The 19,333-nt window shown below is 70.7% G+C and carries 22 protein-coding genes; 7 read left to right on the top strand and 15 right to left on the bottom strand.

The genetic code is table 11. From position 1 onward, the window contains the following. Positions 1-27: 27 nt before the first annotated feature. Both ACFY36_RS40505 and ACFY36_RS40500 read left to right on the top strand, forming a co-directional pair. Positions 28-975: a helix-turn-helix transcriptional regulator gene (locus ACFY36_RS40505; protein ID WP_499751215.1), complete on the top strand. Its 948-nt coding sequence runs from the start codon at positions 28-30 to the stop codon at positions 973-975. 52 nt (positions 976-1,027) lie between these two features. Next, positions 1,028-1,693, top strand: coding sequence for a carboxypeptidase-like regulatory domain-containing protein (locus ACFY36_RS40500; RefSeq protein ID WP_499751214.1), 666 nt, complete (start codon positions 1,028-1,030; stop codon positions 1,691-1,693). Here the strand turns inward: ACFY36_RS40500 and ACFY36_RS40495 are convergent. The 7 genes from ACFY36_RS40495 to ACFY36_RS40465 are packed head-to-tail and all read right to left on the bottom strand — an operon-like array spanning position 1,668 to position 9,761. Beyond that, positions 1,668-3,353 carry a CocE/NonD family hydrolase gene (locus tag ACFY36_RS40495; protein ID WP_499751213.1) on the bottom strand — a complete coding sequence of 562 codons (1,686 nt, stop codon included), beginning with the start codon at positions 3,351-3,353 and terminating at the stop codon, positions 1,668-1,670. The two genes, ACFY36_RS40500 and ACFY36_RS40495, sit on opposite strands and share 26 nt — an antisense overlap. Beyond that, a complete protein-coding gene (locus ACFY36_RS40490) occupies positions 3,350-4,285 on the bottom strand; it encodes an MBL fold metallo-hydrolase (RefSeq protein WP_499751212.1) in 936 nt (311 codons plus the stop codon). Before ACFY36_RS40490 ends, ACFY36_RS40495 begins: the two co-directional genes overlap by 4 nt. Continuing rightward, a complete protein-coding gene (locus ACFY36_RS40485; protein ID WP_499751211.1) occupies positions 4,282-5,118 on the bottom strand; it encodes an alpha/beta hydrolase in 837 nt (278 codons plus the stop codon). The genes ACFY36_RS40490 and ACFY36_RS40485 overlap by 4 nt, the downstream gene beginning before the upstream one ends. A gap of 4 nt (positions 5,119-5,122) precedes the next feature. Then, positions 5,123-6,217 (bottom strand): FAD-dependent oxidoreductase, encoded by a 1,095-nt coding sequence (locus ACFY36_RS40480; RefSeq protein WP_499751210.1) that lies wholly within the window; start codon positions 6,215-6,217, stop codon positions 5,123-5,125. Positions 6,218-6,229: 12 nt separating this feature from the next. After that, positions 6,230-7,165: a phosphotriesterase family protein gene (locus tag ACFY36_RS40475; protein ID WP_499751209.1), complete on the bottom strand. Its 936-nt coding sequence runs from the start codon at positions 7,163-7,165 to the stop codon at positions 6,230-6,232. A gap of 5 nt (positions 7,166-7,170) precedes the next feature. Beyond that, positions 7,171-8,130, bottom strand: coding sequence for a phosphotriesterase family protein (locus ACFY36_RS40470; RefSeq protein ID WP_499751208.1), 960 nt, complete (start codon positions 8,128-8,130; stop codon positions 7,171-7,173). 50 nt (positions 8,131-8,180) lie between these two features. Further along, the gene (locus ACFY36_RS40465) at positions 8,181-9,761 is read right to left on the bottom strand and encodes an MFS transporter (protein ID WP_499751207.1); all 1,581 of its coding nucleotides are present in this window, start codon (positions 9,759-9,761) and stop codon (positions 8,181-8,183) included. Between the two features lie 211 nt (positions 9,762-9,972). Here ACFY36_RS40465 and ACFY36_RS40460 point away from each other — a divergent pair, with 211 nt between their 5' ends. Together ACFY36_RS40460 and ACFY36_RS40455 are read left to right on the top strand one after the other, a co-directional pair. After that, the gene (locus ACFY36_RS40460) at positions 9,973-10,473 is read left to right on the top strand and encodes a hypothetical protein (protein ID WP_499751206.1); all 501 of its coding nucleotides are present in this window, start codon (positions 9,973-9,975) and stop codon (positions 10,471-10,473) included. A 16-nt stretch (positions 10,474-10,489) separates the two neighbouring features. After that, positions 10,490-11,107 (top strand): TetR/AcrR family transcriptional regulator, encoded by a 618-nt coding sequence (locus ACFY36_RS40455; protein WP_499751205.1) that lies wholly within the window; start codon positions 10,490-10,492, stop codon positions 11,105-11,107. Here ACFY36_RS40455 and ACFY36_RS40450 read toward each other — a convergent pair. From ACFY36_RS40450 to ACFY36_RS40435, 4 genes are read right to left on the bottom strand one after another with little or no spacing between them, the layout of a single operon-like run. Beyond that, positions 11,067-12,242, bottom strand: coding sequence for an FAD-dependent oxidoreductase (locus ACFY36_RS40450; RefSeq protein WP_499751204.1), 1,176 nt, complete (start codon positions 12,240-12,242; stop codon positions 11,067-11,069). The genes ACFY36_RS40455 and ACFY36_RS40450 overlap by 41 nt on opposite strands. A 13-nt stretch (positions 12,243-12,255) precedes the next feature. Continuing rightward, positions 12,256-12,960, bottom strand: a complete 705-nt coding sequence (locus ACFY36_RS40445; RefSeq protein WP_499751203.1) for a maleylpyruvate isomerase family mycothiol-dependent enzyme — start codon at positions 12,958-12,960, stop codon at positions 12,256-12,258. Next, positions 12,954-13,778, bottom strand: coding sequence for a fumarylacetoacetate hydrolase family protein (locus ACFY36_RS40440; RefSeq protein WP_499751202.1), 825 nt, complete (start codon positions 13,776-13,778; stop codon positions 12,954-12,956). The genes ACFY36_RS40445 and ACFY36_RS40440 overlap by 7 nt, the downstream gene beginning before the upstream one ends. Continuing rightward, positions 13,775-14,842 carry a cupin domain-containing protein gene (locus tag ACFY36_RS40435; RefSeq protein WP_499751201.1) on the bottom strand — a complete coding sequence of 356 codons (1,068 nt, stop codon included), beginning with the start codon at positions 14,840-14,842 and terminating at the stop codon, positions 13,775-13,777. The genes ACFY36_RS40440 and ACFY36_RS40435 overlap by 4 nt, the downstream gene beginning before the upstream one ends. Before the next feature lie 48 nt (positions 14,843-14,890). Here ACFY36_RS40435 and ACFY36_RS40430 point away from each other — a divergent pair, with 48 nt between their 5' ends. Next, positions 14,891-15,589 carry an IclR family transcriptional regulator gene (locus ACFY36_RS40430; RefSeq protein ID WP_499751200.1) on the top strand — a complete coding sequence of 233 codons (699 nt, stop codon included), beginning with the start codon at positions 14,891-14,893 and terminating at the stop codon, positions 15,587-15,589. Here the strand turns inward: ACFY36_RS40430 and ACFY36_RS40425 are convergent. Beyond that, complete coding sequence (locus ACFY36_RS40425) at positions 15,527-16,171, bottom strand: 3-oxoacid CoA-transferase subunit B (protein ID WP_499751199.1); 645 nt, start codon at positions 16,169-16,171, stop codon at positions 15,527-15,529. The genes ACFY36_RS40430 and ACFY36_RS40425 overlap by 63 nt on opposite strands. Further along, entirely contained in the window at positions 16,164-16,814 is a 651-nt protein-coding gene (locus ACFY36_RS40420) for a 3-oxoacid CoA-transferase subunit A (protein ID WP_499751198.1), read from the bottom strand. Before ACFY36_RS40420 ends, ACFY36_RS40425 begins: the two co-directional genes overlap by 8 nt. 78 nt (positions 16,815-16,892) lie before the next feature. Here ACFY36_RS40420 and ACFY36_RS40415 point away from each other — a divergent pair, with 78 nt between their 5' ends. Further along, the gene (locus ACFY36_RS40415) at positions 16,893-17,792 is read left to right on the top strand and encodes a LysR substrate-binding domain-containing protein (protein ID WP_499751197.1); all 900 of its coding nucleotides are present in this window, start codon (positions 16,893-16,895) and stop codon (positions 17,790-17,792) included. A 6-nt stretch (positions 17,793-17,798) separates the two neighbouring features. On the opposite strand, the gene ACFY36_RS40410 is transcribed toward ACFY36_RS40415, so the two are convergent. Both ACFY36_RS40410 and ACFY36_RS40405 read right to left on the bottom strand, forming a co-directional pair. Beyond that, on the bottom strand, positions 17,799-17,948 hold the full coding sequence (locus ACFY36_RS40410) for a hypothetical protein (protein WP_499751196.1): 150 nt from the start codon (positions 17,946-17,948) through the stop codon (positions 17,799-17,801). Positions 17,949-17,975: 27 nt separating this feature from the next. Further along, positions 17,976-18,413 carry a MarR family winged helix-turn-helix transcriptional regulator gene (locus tag ACFY36_RS40405; RefSeq protein ID WP_499751195.1) on the bottom strand — a complete coding sequence of 146 codons (438 nt, stop codon included), beginning with the start codon at positions 18,411-18,413 and terminating at the stop codon, positions 17,976-17,978. A gap of 89 nt (positions 18,414-18,502) precedes the next feature. Here ACFY36_RS40405 and ACFY36_RS40400 point away from each other — a divergent pair, with 89 nt between their 5' ends. After that, positions 18,503-19,330 (top strand): aldo/keto reductase, encoded by an 828-nt coding sequence (locus ACFY36_RS40400; RefSeq protein ID WP_499751194.1) that lies wholly within the window; start codon positions 18,503-18,505, stop codon positions 19,328-19,330. Positions 19,331-19,333 lie beyond the last annotated feature (3 nt).

Here is a 19,333-nt window from a genome sequence, read left to right as displayed (position 1 = left end):
TCCGCTATCTCTGGAAAGGTGGGAGACATGGACACGACCGAACGGGTGCTCACGCTTTTGGGCCTGCTTCAGCAGCGCCGCGTCTGGACCGGCCCCGAGCTGGCCGGGCGGCTCGGCGTCACACCCCGCACGGTCCGCCGCGACGTCGACCGGCTGCGCACCCTCGGCTATCCGGTGAACGCCGGCCAGGGCGTCGGCGGCGGCTATCAGCTCGGCCCCGGCCAGGCGCTGCCGCCGCTGCTGCTCGACGACGAGGAGGCCATCGCCACCGCCGTCTCGCTGCTGGCCGGGGTGGGTGGTGAGGCGGCGCTGCGGGCCCTGTCGAAGCTCGACCAGGTGCTGCCGGCTCGGCTGCGGCAGTCGGTGAAGGCGCTGTCCGGCTCGGTCTCGTCGTTCGGCCGCGAGCGCGCGTTCGGCGACCCGGCCGAGCTGATGACGCTGGCCCGCGCCTGCCGCGATCAGGTTCTGGTCGACTTCGCGTACTCCTCGGGCCCGCGGAAGGTCGAGCCGTACCGCCTGGTCGCCTCGGACAAGCGGTGGTACCTGTTCGCGTACGACCTCGACCGCGACGACTGGCGCACCTTCCGGGTCGACCGGATGAGCGAGGTGTCCGCGCGCACCTGGCGCTTCCAGCCGCGCCCGGCGCCGGACGCGGCGACCTATGTCCAGGAGGGAGTCGCGAGCCGGGTCTACAAGTACCAGGGCCGATTTCTGGTCGACGCTCCAGCCGCCGTCGTGCGGGCCGCGGTGCCGCCCTCGGCCGCCATCGTCTACGAGCGTGACGACAACAAGTCCGAAGTGGTCAGTGGGGCCGACAACCTGGATTTCATTCTGATGCACATGGTCTTGCTGGGACATGACTTCCAGGTGCTGGACCCGCCGGAACTGTCGGCCAGGTGTCACTTGGTAGCCGCTCGGCTACTGGCTTCTACCGGATTCGTGCCACCTGCCGCGGCCGCCGACAGTCCTCTGTGACCTCCCCGCATAACGTCTCCGCACACCACTTCTTCACGGGGAGAGCAGAAAAGTGCACCGTCGCAAAGTCATCACCGCCACCCTGGCCGCCGCGTTCGTCGCCACCACCGCCTTCGCCGCCCCGGCCCAGGCCGCCGTGGCCGATGTGGACAACGGCACCATCACCGGCCGCGTCGTCACCCCGGCCGGCCGCCCGGCCGCCGGCGTCAAGGTCACCGTCGACGACATCGAGATCGCCCGTCCGTTCACGACCACGACGGCCGTCGACGGCCGCTACTCCATCGAGGTCCCGGCCGGCGACTCGTACGTCGTCAGCTTCACCGACGGCCACTTCCAGCAGTACTCGCCGCGGAAGCTGAGCTACGACCAGGCCCGCGTCTACACGGTCCGCGAGGGCCGCACCCTGCGCGTCAGCGAGCGGCTCTTCCGGGCCGCCACGCTGGGCGGCCGTCTGACCGACAGCGCCGGCGCCCCGGTGGCCGGCGCGTCGGTCGACTTCATCAACACCGAGACCGCGTTCGGCCTGACCGCCACGACCGACGCGAACGGCTACTACCGCTTCGAGAAGCTGGCCCCCGGCACGGTCAAGGTCTACTTCCGCACGGCCGACGGCCGGTCCCAGTGGGCCCACCAGGCCACCTCGTACGAGGAGGCCGACGTGGCCACCCTCGAGCTCGGCCGGGTGACCACGGTCAGCGATTCCCTCCTGGCCCCGTAGTGGTGAACGGCAGCACCAGCCGGGACCGCCGGGCCGCATCCCGGTAGATCTTGTGAGTCACCGGGCGCCCCACCGGAAGGTGGAAGGCGTCCGGTGGCAGCAGCGCGTTGTGGGCGTCGGCCAGGGGCTCGTCGTTCGACAGCTCCACCACGAGGCGGTGACCCGGCCGGAGAGTTCCGGCGAACGGGTAGAGCCGCACGGCGTACTCCTCGATCCGTCCCGGCTCGACCGGGACGGATCTCGTGTGCGGGTGGTACGGGTTGCCCTCGGTGGTCCGCTCGTCCAGCTCGCGGTGGGACGCCTTGAGGAAGCCGGTCGTGAGCAGCTGCCGGCTCCCGTCCGGGGCCGCGTCCCACAGCCGCAGGATGAGGTTCGTGTCGTCCTGGTCGATCTCGACGAACAGATGGGCGGCGCCGGCCCCGATCAGCTCGGCCGGCTCCTCGAACGGCGCCGTGCTCCAGGCGACTGACTTTACCTTGTCGGTCACGGTCAGCGGCGCCTGATAGAAGCCGTCCGGGGCGACATCGGCCATCAGCTCGGGTTCGGGCGACAACTTGTGACGAGGCCGCAGATAGAGTGGCCGGTAGTCGACGGGCTTCGGCGGCCACTGGGCGGCGGTGACGACGGTGCGGGAGCCCTCGACGAAGACGCTCACCGCCGGCTCGTCCATGACGCCGTTGTCGACGCCCTTGAGCCAGTAGTCGTACCAGCGGAACATCTTGTCGTGCTCCTCGACCCAGGGTCGCGACTGCATGGGCGGATAGGAGCCGATGTCGAGCTTCTTCGGGCCGCGCAGGACGTCGAAGAGTTCGATGTGGCCGTCGACGGTCCAGCCCCGGCCCTGGTCGATCTGGAGGTAGACCGGGATGTCGATGTTCCGGGCCAGGGTGATCGGGTTGCGTTCCTCGTACCAGTCGCCGTCGAGCTCGTTCATCACGATGTCGAACCAGAGCTCGCGGTTCCGGGGATAGCGCAGCACGTGCACGAGGTTGGGCCAGGCGGCGACGTCCGGATCCTCCAGGCGCCGGGCCACCAGGTCGGCGATCTCCTCCGGCGTGTGGCTGTCGAGCATCCGCGATCTGACGTTCGTGTGGGCGATGCCGGAGTCGCCGCCCCGCCCTTCACGGGCCGCGCGCGGCATGAACCACATGACGCCGCCGTGATAGGTGGTCTCGTAGAAGTCGAAATGGCCGCCACTGACGAAGATGGCCTTCAGATGGGGTGGGCGCTCGGCCGCGGCGAGCACCTGCATCGAGCCGAAGTACGAGATGCCGATCATCCCGACGTTCCCGTCGCACCACGGCTGAGCGGCGACCCATTCGACGACGTCGTAGAGATCCTGCCCCTGAGGCACGCCGCCGAAGTTGTAGTTCCCGATCATCTCGCCGCCGGAGTCGCCGGTGCCGCGCATGTCCCCGATGACGTGGACATAACCCTCCCGCACAACCCGGGCGATGTCACCGGCTTCGATGCAGCCGTCCCACATGGGGCTGGGCCGCCGCTGCGGCGGGGTGGTCAGGGCAAGGGCTTGGAGTTCTTTGCCGTACGCGCTCATGGCGATCAGCGCGGGCCGGGGCAGCTCCGCATCATCGTGATAGGCGTCGGCGGCGAGTACGACTCCGTCCCGCATCGGAATGCGAAGGTCCTTGAGAATCCTCATGAGGCTTTCCTGACGTATCCGTGCATCGTCGTGAAGAACGGCGAAGGCTCCAGCGTGGGGTCACCTGTGTAGCCGAGCTCCGCGGCCACATCAGCGAAGGGCGAGTAGGGCGAGGCCGTGCCGTCGGTCACCGCGTTCGTGGCCCGCGTGGCCGCGGCTGCGATGCGGGCCTCGATGTCGAGGCTCTCCCGCAAGGCCTCGCGTGCTTGCGCCGCGTCCAGCCGGATGCCGTAGGGCGTGCCATCGGCCCGGCGGTACGGATGGCCGAGATAGAGCCGGCTCGGGCGAATCCCGTCCCGCAGACAGCGCAGACTCGCCCGGTAGGCAACGGGATCCTCGTACCCCGGAAACCCGTTGGCCGCACCGTGAATCTGCACCGCGTCGCCGACGAACACGTCCCTCCGCCCGTCGGCCCGGTCGCCGGCGTCCGGGGCGCTGACGACGTAGGCGACCGAGCCTGGAGTGTGGCCCGGAATGGCGTGCACCGAGACGGTGATGTCGCCGCCGAGTGAGAGGGTCTCGCCGCCCTCGAGCAGGAGGTGCGGTTCCATCTCGCCCGAGATCACGGCCTCGGCGGCGGCGATTTCCCTGGCTTCGATGTTCGTATCGTGCACATAAAGTGCGCGAATGCTGTTCGTATGTGCACGACGTGAGCGGAGAAGTGGCGCATCCGCCGCGTGAATGCACACCCGCGCCCGACGACCGGTGAGCTCCCAGAGCGCGTGGGCGCCACCGACGTGATCGATGTGGCCGTGAGTGAGCAGGATCCAGCGCACGTCCTCGATGCGGCGGCCGATCTTCTCCAGTTCCCGGGCCATGGCGGCGGGGGAGGAGGCGATGCCGGTGTCGACGATGGCGGGCTCGGGCGCGTCGATGAAGAAGCTGTAGAGCCCGAACCGGCCCCACGGCGAGAAGAGCGGGTGGATGTTCATCGCAGGAACTCAGCCGACTCGCCGAACACCCGGTGGTGCCCGGGGTTCGCGGAGGAGTGCTGGACGAAGCCGTGGCCCGCGCCCGCGTAGCGGCTCACCGTCACCGCGACGCCGGCCTCGCGCAGCCGCCGGCCGTAGAGTTCGCCCTCGTCGCGCAGCGGGTCGTGCTCGGCCGTGACGATCAGCGCCGGTGGCAGCCCGGTCAGGTCGGCCCGTTTGATCGGCGAGACCAGCGGATCGGCCGGATCGGCGCCGCTGTTCAGATAGAAGGCGTTGAAGGGCCTCAGGGCCGCCGTCTCCAGGCCGTGGCCCACGGCGTTCTCCCGCAGCGACGCGTAGCGGTCGTCGTCGAAGTCCAGATCCAGCGACGGATAGTAGAGGATCTGATGACTGATTCTGTCGAATCCGTCATCATGCGCCATCGCGGCGACCGCGGCGGCGAAGTTGCCCCCCGAGCTGTCACCCGCGATCGCCACCCGGCGGCCGTCGCGCGCGGCCCAGCGGACGACCGCGTAGCAGTCCTGCAACCCGGCCGGAAAGGCGGCCTCGGGCGCCCGCCGGTAGCCGGCCGAGATGACCTGGCGGCCGGTCTCCTTCGCGAGGGCCCGCGCCACGTGGTCGTGCGTCTCGAGGCTCCCCAGGAAGAAGGCGCCGCCGTGGAAGTAGACCAGCGCCTCGTCCGCGTCCGGGGACGGTGTGTAGACGCGCACCGGCACACCGTCCGCGCCGAGGTCTTCGACCTTGTGCAGTGGCAGCCGCTCCGAGACCGCGGCGACCTGAGACTCCTCGGCGGCCCGGAGAACCGCCGGATCGAGTTGGGGGTGGGTTGTCACCTGGTCACACCCCCTTTTTCTGGCCCGGGAACACGTCGTTCAGTTCCTCCTCGGTCCAGCCCTGGCGGGAGATGCGCTGGAGCTCGTCCGTCACCGGCTTGCGGGACGCCTGGTAGGACGCCAGCGCCTCGGGGATGCCGGGGGCCGCGATCAGGGCGTCGGCCAGGGCTCCGGCGTCCAGGATGGCCGAGTTCGCGCCCTGGCCCTGGTGGTGCAGCATCGAATGGGCGGCGTCGCCCACCAGCACCACCGAGTCGGTGTGCCAGGTGGGGATCGGGTCGATGTCGTAGACCGCCCGGATGTTCACCGTCGCCATGTCGAGGTCGCGCGTGATGCGTACGAGCCGGTCGTCGAAGCCCTTGACCGTCGCCAGAAGGTCGTCCTTGGTGACCTTCGGGGCCCACGTGGCGTCGGGACAGAGGGCCGTGATGTCGAACGACACCTGGCCGCGGTGGCGCAGCGGCAGGAGGTAGACCTTCGTGCCGCGGCCGATGTACATGCGCAGGTTGTCGTCGGCGCACATGCCGTGGGCGGCCGCGACGTCGATCACCGCGCGGTAGGCGTGCTCGCCGGAGAAGACCGGGCTCTTCCGGCCGAACAGGCGGTCGCGCACCACGGAACGGATGCCGTCGGCGCCGATGACCAGATCGGCCGTCACCTGAGCGCCGCCGGCGAAGGTGAGCGTGGCGTGGCCGCTTGCGTCCTCGACCGACTCCAGCCGGTGGCCCAGGCGCACCATGCCCTCGGGGAGCACGCTCAGCAGCGCGTCGATGAAGTCGCCGCGGTGGATCAGGTGGGTCGTGACGCCGTACTCATCGATCTCGGGCCAGGCCTCCTTGACGATGGGCTCGGCGGTGGCGGTGAGGATCTCGAAGTAGTCGCTCGGTGAGCTCACCTTCCGGATCGCGCCGTCGATGCCCCACTGCTGGAAGCGGGCCATCGTCGACGGGCGCAGGCCGATGCCGGCGCCGACCTCGGCGATGCGCGGCGCCTGCTCGTAGACCGTGACGTCGGCGCCGAGCAGGCTCAGCGCCTTGGCCGCGGCCGCGCCGCCGTATCCGGCGCCGACGATGGCGATCCGTAAATCCTTGATGTCCATGGGACGTGCCTCTTACTTCTGGAGGGACAGGAAGCCGGCCGGGTTCGTCACGAAGATCTGCCGGATGGCGGCGTCGTCGAGGCCGGCCGCCAGCAGGTCGGGGATGAGGTCGGTGAACAGGTAGTTGACGGTGTGGCCCTCGACTCCCGGCCAGCCCAGCGGGCTGCAGTTGGCGTCGGCCGAGGCGAGCACCTGGTGCAGGCGGCCCTCGCCGATGAAGCGCAGGAAGTGGTCGAGCCGCTCCTTGCGGGGCCGCGCCCAGAACGGCGGGTCGGGCAGCTCGGTCTCGTAGCCGAACGTGTCGAAGCCGATCCGGCCGCCCTGGTCGGCGATCCACGAGTCGCGGGTCCGGTCCGCGTTGACGCCGTCGTCGACGTGTCCGAAGAGGACGCGGTCGAGCGGCAGGCCCTCCTCGCCGAAGATGGCGATCGCGTTCTCGGCGTCGATGGCCAGGTGGGTCAGGACGGGTACGCCGGTGAGCAGCGCCGCCCGGGCCGCGGCGCGGTAGATGCGCTTGTCGAGAGCGGTCATCCGGCCGCCGCGGCTCACGCCCACCTTGATGATGCCGGCGATGCCCGTCGATATCTCGTGAACGAACTGTCGCATCAGATAGTCGACGGTGGCACGGGCGAAGAACGGCAGGGCGGTGTCGCCGCCGACGAAGCCGGTGCTGGCCACGATGTGCACGCCGGTCTTGGCCGACAGCGAGCGGTAGTAGTCGATGTCGCGGCCGTTGCAGATGCCGGTCGCGTCGACGAGCGTCCCGCCGCCGTGGCTCCGGAACTCGCGCAGCTTGGGGACGGTGTCGGCGTACCGCTGCTCGGGGGTCCTCCACCACCGCGTGTCGAGTTCGGAGCCGGGCATGCCGTAGCCGATGTGCTCGTGGACGGCGACGAAACCGAGCTCCTCGGCCGGGATCGGGCCCAGGACGGTGTTCACTCTCGGCACGGCACTCACCCTTTCCGGACGCGGAGCAGCTCGCGGGGGTTGTCAACGAGGATTCGCTGTACGTCGGACTCGCCGAGCCCGCGCGAGCGAAGGAACGGGACGAACGCCGACAGGACATGCCCGAACGACAGGTCGTACGGGGAATGGCCCTTGGCCACCCCGACCGCGTTGCCCGACAGCAGGATCCGGTCGCCGTGACCGGCCTTCACGAGGCCGGTCACGAGGTCGGCCCGCTCGGCGTCGGTGACGTACGCGCCGTCGTCGTTCAGGCCGACGTGGTCGAGGGCGACGAACGCGCCGCGGCGGGCGACCTCCCACGGCGCGCTGCCGTCGCGCCGGTCGAGGCCGCCGACCACGACCCGGCCGGCCGGGAGCTTCTCGTCGAGGACCACCTCGAGGTCGTGGACGGCGTCCTTGCCGTACCGCAGGGAGAGCGGGACCCCGGTGGCCAGCGCGGCCCGCGCCGAGCCCCGGAAGAGGCTCTCCTCGGTGGCCGTCATGCCCTCGCGGCCGGCCACGGTGGCCACGAGGCCGGCCGGGGCGCGGCGCTCGAGGCGGGGAACCACCATGCCCTCGGTGATCTCGCCGGTGAAGAGCTCGGCGAACCTCTCGGCCGGCCACGGCGTCGGCGGATTCGTCTGCGGCGTCAGGAAGTAGCCGCCGAGCGTCTCCTCCGGGCCCATGCCGGTCGACGCCACGATGTGCACGCCGGTGGCGCGGGCCAGCGCCTCGTGGAGCCGGAGGTCGCGGCCGTGGAACATGCCCGTGCTGTCGACGATCGTCCCGCCGCCGGCGGTGCGAAAGGCCGTCAACTTCGCGGCCAGGATGTCGAAGGTCTCGGCGCGGTCGAGGGTGATGTCGTACGCGTGCTCCGCGCCCGGAACCACGGACAGCAAAGCCTCGTGAACTGCGACGACCCCGAGCTCATCGGCGGGGACGGGGCCGAGGACGGTGTTGACGGTCATCGGCGCCTCCTTTCTTGACGGTGAACGGTGTCACGTTGCTTTACATCGTGTCAAGAAAATTTCCGACTAGTAAAGTTTCGGTCGGTGAGGCCGACGAGGGTGAGCAGGGCGGCCGCCGCCGCGCAGATCCCGGCGATGAGAAAGGCGTGGTTGTACGCGCTGCCGAGCGCCTCGAAGGCGACGGTGTGCAGCTGCCGCGGCATGGGCACGGGCGCCATGTCGGCCGTGGCGCCGGGCACCACGGGCATGGAGTTCACGGCCATCGCGCCGCCCTCGTGGGCGATGCCGCCGGCGATTCCCGCGTACGGCTCCGGGAGCCCCGAGGCGCCGAGGGCGGAACCGAGGCCGTCCTGGAGGTCGTCGTTGGCCCGGTTGATGGCGAACGCCGCGATCAGCACCGGGCCGAGGGCGAAACCGAAGTCCCGCAACAGGTTCGTGGTCGCGCTGGCCATGCCGGCCAGCCGCACCGGCACGGTGTTGATGGCCACCGCGGTGATCGACCCGACGGTCAGCGCGAAACCGCAGCCGAGCAGCAGAAGCGGGGCGATGAAACGGGTCCAGCTGGCATCGGTGACGTCGAAGGTCGAGCACCACAGGCCGGCCACGGCCATCAGCGCGAAGCCGCCGGTGAGGATCCAGCGGGCCGGGACGGTCCGGATCAGGCGCGAGACCAGTGGCGCCAGCACGAAGGCCGGGCCCTGGATGAACAGGAACAGCACGCCGATCCGCAGGGCGCTCTGATGCTGGATGGCGCCGAGCCAGATGCTCATCGAGTAGCAGATGGCCAGGAACGCGAACATGCCGACGACCGTGGCCACGGCGACGATCGCGTACTCCCGGTTAGCGAACAGTCGCAGGTGCAGCAGCGGCACCTCGGTCCGCATCTCGATGACGACGAAGGCGCCGAGCAGCAGCAGGCCGGCGGCGAACGCGGCGATGATGTGGGGTCGGCCGAATCCTGCTTCCGAGCCCTGCGTGGCCGCGTACAGAATCGCCATCAAGCCCGACGCGAGCGTGACCTGACCGGGGATGTCGAGGCGGCGCCCCTCGGGCGCCGACGAGTCGGTGGCCTTGAACGTGATGAGGAAGGAGGCGATGGCGGCGGCGATGACGACGGCGTACGCGCCGCGCCAGTTGCCGCTCGTGGCGAAGGCGCCGCCGAGCAGCGGTGAGATGGCGGCGCCGATGGAGAGAAAGCCGGCCCACAAAGCGATCGCGCGGGAGCGGGCCTCGGTGGTGGGCGCGGTCGCGGCGATCATCGCGAGCGAGATGGGGTAGAGGATCGCGGCGCCGAGGCCGGCGACGACCTGGCCGGCCCACATGACGTGGACGGTGCCGGCCAGGCAGCAGATCAGCGAGCCGGCGACGGTCAGTGCGGCGCCGGCCTGGAGCAGGCGCTTGCGGCCGAACAGGTCGCCGATGACGCCGGTGGTGAGCTCGAAGACCACCATCGGGATGGCGAACGCGGCGGTGATCCAGGTGAGCTGGGCGCCGGTGGTGGCGAACTCCTGCTGGAAGGTGCCGTTGAGGGCGCCGGGCAGCGAATAGGCCACCTGGGCCAGCAGCACGGCGAAACAGCCGGCCACCACTGTCGCGGCGTAGCCCGTGCGGCGCGTGAGGGTTTGGGTCATGGCTTGCACTCCGATGTCCGTTCAGTGACCGGGGTCACCCGGGGTGCGAGCAATGTGTCAGTCAGGTTTACATAGTGTCAAGAGTTTGTTCGGGGTGTAAGAACGAGTAGTCTGCGAAACGTGCGCCGCAGCCAGGTAGCCCGGGTCCGCGAGCTTCAGGCCGCCGTCGCCGAGTGGGAGCGGGCGCTCGGGGCGGACCATCGGCGGACGGTTGAGGGGCGCGTCGCGCTGGCCGAGGCGTACCGGTCGACGCCCGAATACGAAGACGCCGAGCAGGAGGCGTGGGAAGAGGCAGCCGCGGCCGAGCTGGCGAGGGCGGTGGACAGCCGGGTGGGCCGACCCGTCCACCCTGGAAACGCTGTCGCGCCTCGAGTTCTGGGCGTCCGGGGCGCGGCGGGCGGAGCTGCGGGAGCGGATCCTGCGTGGCTGGCGAGGTGGTCGCTTCACGGCGGATCAGGAGCGGCTGCTCGGCGCGGATCATCCCGACACGCTGCGTAGCCTGATCGAGACGGCCGGCCCGGCGCCGGACGAGAGCCTTCTCGCGCGGGCCCATGCCGTGCTGGGCGCGGACGACCGTGATGTGGAGCTGCTGCGCGGTCAGCTCATCGTGGCGTACACGGTGGCCGGGCGGGACGACGACGCGCTGGCCCTGGTGTCGCGCTATCCGGTGGCCGCGGACGGCGACTTGCTCGACGAGGCCGAGCTGCCATGACATTAAGGTGGGGCGCGTGGCGAAACTCCGCGCAGCGCAGAAGGAGATGACCCGGCGCCTGCTTCTGCAGGCCGGGCTCGAGCAGTTCGTCGAGAAGGGGTACGCCGCGACGAAGGTCGACGACATCGCGAGCGCCGCCGGCACGACGCGGGTGACCTTCTACGCGTACTTCCCGACCCGCGCCGAGCTGATGAAGGCGCTGATCGACGAGCAGCTCAACGAGCGGCTCCAGCGCATGCGCTCACCCGAGCACGGCTCGACCGCGCTCGACCTGGTCGACGTGGTGGCCGACGGCGGCGAGGAGGCCATCGGTGCCTGGATGCGGGCCACCGCCGACCGCTGGCCCGACATCCACCCCATCATCCGCATCGGGCGCGACGCCGCCGCGGTCGAGCCCGAGCTGCGCAACCTCGTCGAGCGCTGGCTCGACGAGGCCGTCAGCGACATCGAGGACGGGCTCGACCGGGCCGGCCGTTTCGACCCCGGGGTGCGGCACTTCCGGGGCGTGCTCGCCATGGCCCAGCTGGATTACGTGGCCCAGCATTGGGGCGACGCCGACTGGAAGATCGGCCGTGAGGCGATGCTGGCCGAGCTCACCGCCAGCTGGGTTCGGCTGCTAGGCGATCCGGCGTGAGTGCGGTCGGGCCGAAGAGCCAGTCGACGTACGAGTAGTCGTAGACGTCCCGCTCCCTCAGCACTTCGTTGCGCCACTGGCGTTTCTCGCCGTCGTGGTGCCAGAACGCGCCCCACATGCGGGCGGTGGTCAGCACGCGGCGGCAGTGCTCCGGGCGTACGGCGTTGTATTTCTTCAGGGCCACGTCCCAATTCCCGGTGTACGCCGTCGCGAGCACCCAGGCGTCCTCGATGGCCATGACCGCGCCCTGGGCCAGATATTGCAGCGGTGGGTGGGCGGCGTCGCCGGTCAGGGCGATCCGGCCCCGCACCCAGTTCATGAGCGGCTCGCGGTCGTACATGCGCCACCACCGGTCGCGCCACATCAGCGGAAGGGCGTCGCGTACCTGCCCGCTCGTCCGCGCGAAGGCGGCGTCGAGCTCGCCCGGCGTGCCCCAGTCGGCCTCGCCGGCCTTGGCCCGGGCCGACTCGAAGACGGCGACCTGGTTGAACATGTCGCCGCCGCGCAGCGGGTACTGCACGAGATGGCATTGCGGGCCGACATGGACGACAACGTCCTTCAGATGTACGTCGAGGTCGGCCACCCGCTCGATCGGAACGGCGCCGCGGTAGGCGACGTAGGCCGAGCTGACCGGCTGGTCGTCGCTGAACAGCTTGCGCGCGGTGGAGTGCAGGCCGTCGGCGGCGATGACCACCTGGGCCCGTTCTTCACCACCCTGATGGAGGGCCGCCGTCTGCCGGTAACCGGTCACCGTGACGTCGGTGACGAGCTCGACGCCGGCCCTCTCGCAAGCGCGGAGCAGGGTGCCGTGCAGGTCGCTGCGGTGGATCACCAGATAGGGGAAACCGTAACGCCGCTCGACGTCGTGCAGGTCGAGGCGGCTGAGCACGCCGCCGTCGACGGCGTCCTTCATGACGATGTTCTCGGGCCGTACGCCGAGGGATCGCACCTCGCCGAGCAGGCCCCACTCGTCGAGGATGCGGGTGCAGTTGGGGGCGATCTGCATGCCGGCGCCGACCTCGCCGAACGAGGCGGCCTGCTCGAGTACCTTGACCCGCAATCCCTGGCGGGACAGCGCGAAGGCGGTGGCGAGCCCGCCGATGCCGCCGCCGACCACGACCACGTCGTGAATCATCGCTGACTTCTCCTTACAGCCATCGGGGGAGCGGAGGCGCGCCGTGGACGCCGTCGGTCTCCCGCCCGGCGAGATAGGCGGCGATCCCGGCGAGCGTGCCGTTCACGATTTTCCGCTCCCCGGCACCGTCGATGAGCCAGCGGCCGTAGTGGTCAGTGGCCGCGAGAGCGAGCGCCGGGCCGGTGCCGGACCGCTTGGCCGCGATGTCGTCGACCAGGGCGGCCAGGAAACCGAAGGGCAGGTCGGCGAAGCGGACGCCGGCGCCGAGGTCGACCGCGTGGATCATCACCTCGCGGGCCCGCATCCACGGGATCTCCGTGGCCCGCACCGTGCGGCCCTGCGCGGTGCGGACGGTGCGCTGCCAGTCGTCCGGCCCCATCGCGGCCAGGGCCAGGCCGAGGGCAGCAGCCGAGTCCGCGACCCAGGCCCGCAACTCGCCGGCCGGCCGCCGGGCACCCGACTCGATGTCGGCGTCACGCTGCTCGGGCGAGGCGTACATCGGCGTCTCGACCCCGGTCCGCGCCCAGGCCACCAGGTTCATCAGCGCCTCGGCGTTGGCGGCGACGTGGGCGAGCAGATGCTTGCCGGTCCAGCCCGGCAACGCCGTCTCCCGCTCCAGGACGGGATCGGGCAGCGTGGCCATGGCGCCGAGGAACGTCGCGGTGCCCCGCACGGCCCAGCGCAGGCTGTCCTCCACACTGCGAACGTTCGCTAACATGCGACCGCCTTCGTCTCCGACCGGCCCAGCCCGGTGATCGATGTGGCCAGGACGCTGCCGCCGCTGAGATAGCGGGCCGGTTTGCGGGCGTGGCCCACACCGCCCGGCGTTCCCGTGGCGATCACGTCGCCGGGATTCAGGGTGAGGATCGTCGAGATGTACCGGACCAGCTCGACCGGGTCGAAGACCAGGTCGGCCGTGTCCGCCCGCTGCACCACTTCGCCGTCGACCGTTCCGGTCAGCTCCAGCGACGGCCGCACGCCGCCGGGCAGCTCGCCGGGCGTGACGAGGTACGGCCCGAACGGCGTGCTCGCCTCCCACGTCTTGCCCTGCAACCACATCGGCGTGCGGTACTGCCAGTCGCGCATGGTCACGTCGTTCAGCACGGCGAACCCGGCGATCGCGGCCACCGCCCGCTCCTCGGTCGCGCGGCGGACCGGCCGGCCGATGACGACGGCCAGTTCGGCCTCCCAGTCGACCTGGTCCGACTCGGCCGGCAGCTGGATCTCGTCGTACGCGCCGATCAGCGCCTCCGGATATTTGGCGAACAGCGTCGGATGCTCGGGCAGCTGCCGCCCCATCTCCAGGATGTGGTTGCGGTAGTTCAGTCCCACACAGACGATCTTGCCGGGGCGGGGGACGACCGGCGCGTAGCCGGCGGCCTCGACCGTCGGGCCGTCGAGCGCGGCCCGGCCGGCCCAGTCCGGATCGGCCAGGAGCTCGCCGACGTCGGCCGCGCCGAGGTCGACGAGCCGGCTGTCCTCGACGCGCACCGCGCGGGTCTGCGCGGCCGGCGTGCGAACGGTCGCCAACTTCACGATTCCTCCGTACGGCCGAGGCGCAGCGCCTCGAAGATGGGCGCGTCGCTGAAGGTGAACAGGTCGAGCGCGCCCGAGTCGGAGTCCGAGGCCGACGCCTCGGACCGGGCCGAGAACGGCGCCCAGGACGGCACGACGAACAGGTCGCCGCGCGTCACCGACCAGCTGTGCTCGCCCACCGTGACCCGGCCGGCGCCGTCGAAGACCTGGTAGACCGATGAGCCGGTCTGCTTGCGGGGCCTGGTCTCGGCGCCGCGGACGATCCGGTGCATCTCGGCCCGGATGGTCGGGAGCACGTCGCCCGCCGTGGCCGGGTCGGTGAACCGGACGGCCGCGTGCCCGGGCTCGATCACGCCCGGGTGGCCCTCGGCGGCGAGCGCGAGCTGATCGTCCAGAGCACGGTCGGTGTGCTCCCAGGCGTACCGCAGAAGAGCGGAACCGGTCGCCGCGACGGGCCGCAGGCCCGGATGTCCCCACACGCGCTCCGAGCGTGACCGGCTCGGGGTGACCCGCTCGGCGTCGCTGACGTGGTCGCGGCCGAGCTCGAAGAACTGCGTCTCGGTGAGGTACTGGAACGGGATGTCGAGGCCGTCGATCCAGGCCATCGGGCGGTCGGCGGCGTTGTGGTGCGCGTGCCAGTTCCATCCGGCCTGCGGGAGGAAGTCGCCCCGCGTCATCGGCACCGGATCGCGGCCGACGACGGTCCAGACGCCCTCGCCCTCGACGACGAAGCGGAACGCGTGCTGGGTGTGGCGGTGTTCCGGGGCGTCCTCGCCCGGCATCAGATATTGGATGGCCGCCCACAGGGTCGGTGTGGCGAACGGGCGGCCGCCCAGCGACGGGTTCGCGAGCGCGATGGCCCGGCGCTCGCCGCCGCGACCGACCGGGACGAGGTGCCCGGCCCGGTCGGCCAGCCTCAGCAGCGTGTCCCACCGCCACAGGTGCGGCACGGCCTTCGAGCGCGGGTGCGGCGGCATCAGGTCGCCGATCTCGGTCCAGAGCGGCACGAGCAGCTCCTGCTCGAAACCGCGGTAGAGCTCGCTCAGCTCGTCGGTGTCAGTCATGCCCACAGCTTGTAGGCTCGGCGCGGAAACAGAACAGGAGATTCTGCTGTGAAGAATCCGCCGAACTACTCGATCCGCAGCGTCGACCACGCGCTGCAGCTCGCTGTCATGCTCCAGGTGGAAGGGCCGCTGAGCGTGGGCGAGGCCGCGGAACGGCTGTCGGTGGCGCCCTCGACGGCCCACCGGCTGCTGGCCATGCTGGTCTACCGGGATTTCGCCGTGCAGCGGGACGACCGGCGTTACGCGGCCGGCGCGGTGCTGTCGGCCGGTGGAGGCGCGCAGTCGCGGGTGTCGTTGTTGCGGGCGGTGGCCATGCCCCACCTGGCCACGCTGGCGGCACGGGTGGGTGAGAGCGCCAATCTGTCGATCCTCAGCGGCGACCTGGTGCGCTTCATCGGCTCGGTCGAGTCCACTCAGGCGCTGAGGGTGGGAAACCGGGAGGGCATGGTGTTCCCGGCCCACCTCGCCTCCGGTGGCAAGGTGATGCTGGCCGACCGGCCGGACGACTTCGATCCCCCGCTGCGCCGCGAGTTGCGGAGGATCCGTGAACGGGGATTCGCCATCAACGCCAACAAGACCGAGTCCGGCGTGACGGCGGTGGGGCGGGCAGTGCGCGACGGCGAGGGCCGGGCCGAGGCGGCGGTCTCCGTCTCCATGCCCTCCGTCCGGTTCTCCCGCGACCGGCTACCGGAGATCGTCGCCGCGCTGGCCGTCACCGCGCGCGACATCGAAGAGGCGCTCGCTTAGCTCGTCCTCGGTGATGCCGAAGGTCTCGCGGATCACCGCTCCGCCCGGGCCCACGTCGAAGGTCGCCAGATCGGTGTAGACGCGGCTGACGCACCGCACGCCGGTCAGGGGACAGGTGCACGACGGCACCAGCTTGGGCCGGCCCCGCTTGTCGAACAGGGTCATCATCACGAAGACCTGTTTGGCGCCGATGGCCAGATCCATCGCCCCGCCCACGGCCGGGATGGCGTCCGGCGCGCCCGTGTGCCAGTTGGCGAGGTCGCCGTGCACCGACACCTGGAACGCGCCCAGCACGCAGACGTCGAGGTGGCCGCCGCGCATCATCATGAAGGAGTCGGCGTGGTGGAAGTACGAGGCGCCGGGCAGCTCGGTCACCGGCATCTTCCCGGCATTGGTCAGGTCGGGGTCGATCTGGTCGCCGACGGCGGCCGGGCCCATGTTGAGCATGCCGTTCTCGGTGTGCAGGACCACCGCTCGATCGGGGGACAGATGGTCGGCCACCTTCGTGGGCAGGCCGATGCCGAGATTGACGTAGGCACCCGCGGGAATGTCGCGGGCGACCCGGGCGGCGAGCTCATGCACGAGGGACCTCACAGACGCGGTCGACGAAGATGCCCGGCGTGACGACGGCCTCCGGGTCCAGGGCGCCGGTCGGCACGACCTCGTTCACCTGGACGATCGTCGTCGTGGCCGCGGTCGCCATGACCGGGCCGAAATTGCGGGCCGTCCTGCGGTAGACGAGATTGCCCATGCCGTCGGCCTTGTCGGCACTGATCAGCGCCACGTCGCCCCGGATCGGATACTCCAGCACGTACTCGCGGCCCTCGATCGTGCGGGTCTCCTTGCCCTCGGCCAGGGGAGTGCCCACCCCGGTCGGGCCGAAGAACGCCCCGATCCCGGCCCCGGCCGCGCGCAGCCGCTCGGCGAGGTTGCCCTGCGGGACGAGTTCGAGCTCGATCCTTCCGGTGCGGTAGAGCTCGTCGAAGACGTACGAGTCGGCCTGCCGCGGGAACGAGCACACCACCTTGCGCACGCGACCGGCCTTGAGCAGCGCGGCCAGTCCGACCTCGCCGTTGCCCGCGTTGTTGCTCACGATGGTGAGGTCGCCCGCGCCCTGCCGGATCAGCGCGTCGATCAGAGCCGACGGCATGCCGGCCAGACCGAAGCCGCCGATGAGCAGGGTGCTGCCGTCGGCGATATCGGCGACCGCCTCGTCGGTGTCCATGAGGACACGCTATTTCCCCGAGTTGATACGCTGAAGTATCAAATTCCCTTGCGATTGATACGCCTGAGGTCTGAAATCGTGGAACTGCGCCACCTGCGGTACTTCCTGGTCGTGGCCGAGGAACGCCACTTCGGGCGCGCGGCCACGCGGCTGCACATCGCGCAGCCCCCGCTGTCGCAGGCGATCCGCCGGCTCGAGGCCGAGCTCGGCGTCGAGCTCTTGCACCGCACCACCCGCCGCGTCGAGCTGACCGAGGCCGGCCGGGCCTATCTGGCTCGGACGAGGACGATCCTGGCCGACGTGGAGGAGGCCGGCCATGAGGCCCGCCGGGTCGCGGCGGGCGCCGTCGGCCATCTGACGATCGGGTGCGTCGGCTCGGTGACGTACAGCCTGCTGCCCGCCCTCTCCCGCCACCTCGCGGTCGAGCTGCCCGGCGTCGACTTCTCGTTCCGGGGCGAGATGCTCGCGCCCGATCAGGTCGAGGCGCTGCGCTCGGGTGAGATCGACCTGGCGCTGCTGCGCCCGCCGGTCGCCGATCGGTCCCTGGCCGTCACCCCGCTGCGCCGCGACCGCCTGGTCGTCGCCCTCCCGGCGTCGCACGCGCTGACCACACGCAAACAGGTGCGCGTCACCGACCTGCGCGAGGCGCCGCTGATCGTTCATTCCGCCGATCGCCGCTCGGTGATGTACGGCGTGGTGCTGGCCCTGTTCCGCGACGCCGGCATCGAGCCCCGCGTCCGCCACGAGGTCGGCGAGACGTCCACGCTCATCACGTTGGTGGCGGGCGGACTGGGCGTGGCGGTCGTGCCCGAACCGGTCACGGCCCTGGCGCTGGACGGCGTGGTCTACCGCCCGCTGGCCCGCCCGGCCGCCACCGTCGACCTCGCCCTGGCCCACCGGGCCGACCGGGCCGAGCCCCATCTCAGCCGCACGATCGAGCTGATCCGGGGCCTGGCCTCGTCAGAATCAGCCTCGTAAGGGTCGTCAGACGTCGGTGCCGCTGGCCGCGTCGGCCTTGCCGTGCTCCTTCAGGTCGGGGCGGTCCTCGGTGCCGGCCCGGCCGGGCGATTCCTTCTTCGCCGGCGCGCCGTCGCCCTCTTCCACCGCGTCCCGTTCGTTCCTCTGATCGCTCATGACCATCGGATACCCGCCGGTCGCGGCTCAAACCTGGTGCAGGGTGGCGGCCAGGCTCTCCAGCTCGGGGATCGTCCCGGCCTCGGCCAGCGACTGCTCCAGCACGCGGTCGTGCGTGGGCCGCGCCTCGGACAGCAACTGCTGACCGGCCGCGGTGAGCTCGGTGTAGATGCCGCGCCGGTCGTCCGCGCACAGGATGCGGGTCAGCAGGCCCCGGTCCTCCAGGCGCGTCACCAGCCGGGTGGTGGCGCTGCTGGACAGGGCGGCCGCGCGGGCCAGCTGCTGCATGCGCATGTGCCAGCCGTCCTGGCGGCTGAGGGCGTCCAGGACTGTGTATTCGACGACCGAGAGCTTGTGCTCGCTCTGCAGCGCCTTCTCGAGCGCGGTCTCGATGAGGCCGTGCAGGGCGGCCAGACGCCGCCACCCCTGGGCGCGGATCTCGACCGCGTCGTTGCTGATCCCCATGGCGACCAACCTTACACCGCCTTGCGCCGGTAGAACGCGCGTGCAACTATCGGTTAGTTGCATACGCCGCATATTGCAGGAGACACACAATGACCGGCATTCCCGCCATCACGCTCAACGACGGCGTGGCCATCCCGCAGCTCGGCTTCGGCGTCTTCCAGGTGCCCGGCGCCGAGACGCAAGCCGCGGTCTCCACCGCCCTCGAAACGGGCTACCGCAGCATCGACACGGCCTCGGCCTACGGCAACGAGGCCGGGGTCGGCCGCGCGATCGCGGCCTCCGGCCTACTCCGCGACGAGCTTTTCGTCACGACCAAGCTGTGGGTCACTGATTTCGGCCGTACGTCCCCACGTGATGCCCTGCGCAGGAGCCTCGACGCCCTGGGACTCGACCAGATCGACCTGTACCTCATCCACTGGCCGGCCCCCGCGACCGAGGCCTACCTGGAAACGTGGCAGGCCCTGGAGGAGCTGCGCGCCGAGAAGCTGACCCGCTCCATCGGGGTCTCCAACTTCCTGCCCGAGCACCTCGACCGCGTCGTCGCCCTCGGCGGCGCCGTCCCGTCGGTCAACCAGATCGAGCTGCACCCGGCCCTGCAGAACCGCGGGACCGTCGCCGCGAACACCGCACACGGCATCGTCACCGAGGCCTGGAGCCCGCTCGCCCAGGGCGCCGTCCTGGGTGCGGCCCCCGTCGTGACGGCCGCCCGCGAGCACGGCGTCACTCCGGCTCAGGTCGTCCTGCGCTGGCACCTCCAGCAGGGCCGCGTGGTCATCCCGAAGTCGGTCACGCCGGCCCGCGTCGCCGCCAACCTCGACGTCTTCGGCTTCGACCTGACGCCCACCGAGCTGGCCGCGATCGACGCCCTGGAGAACGACGGCCGCACCGGCCCGCATCCGGCGAGCTTCAACGGGTAAGAG

Source organism: Actinoplanes sp. NPDC000266, from assembly GCF_042899005.1.
Classification (GTDB): domain Bacteria; phylum Actinomycetota; class Actinomycetes; order Mycobacteriales; family Micromonosporaceae; genus Actinoplanes.
This window is presented reverse-complemented; position numbering and strand designations above follow the sequence as displayed.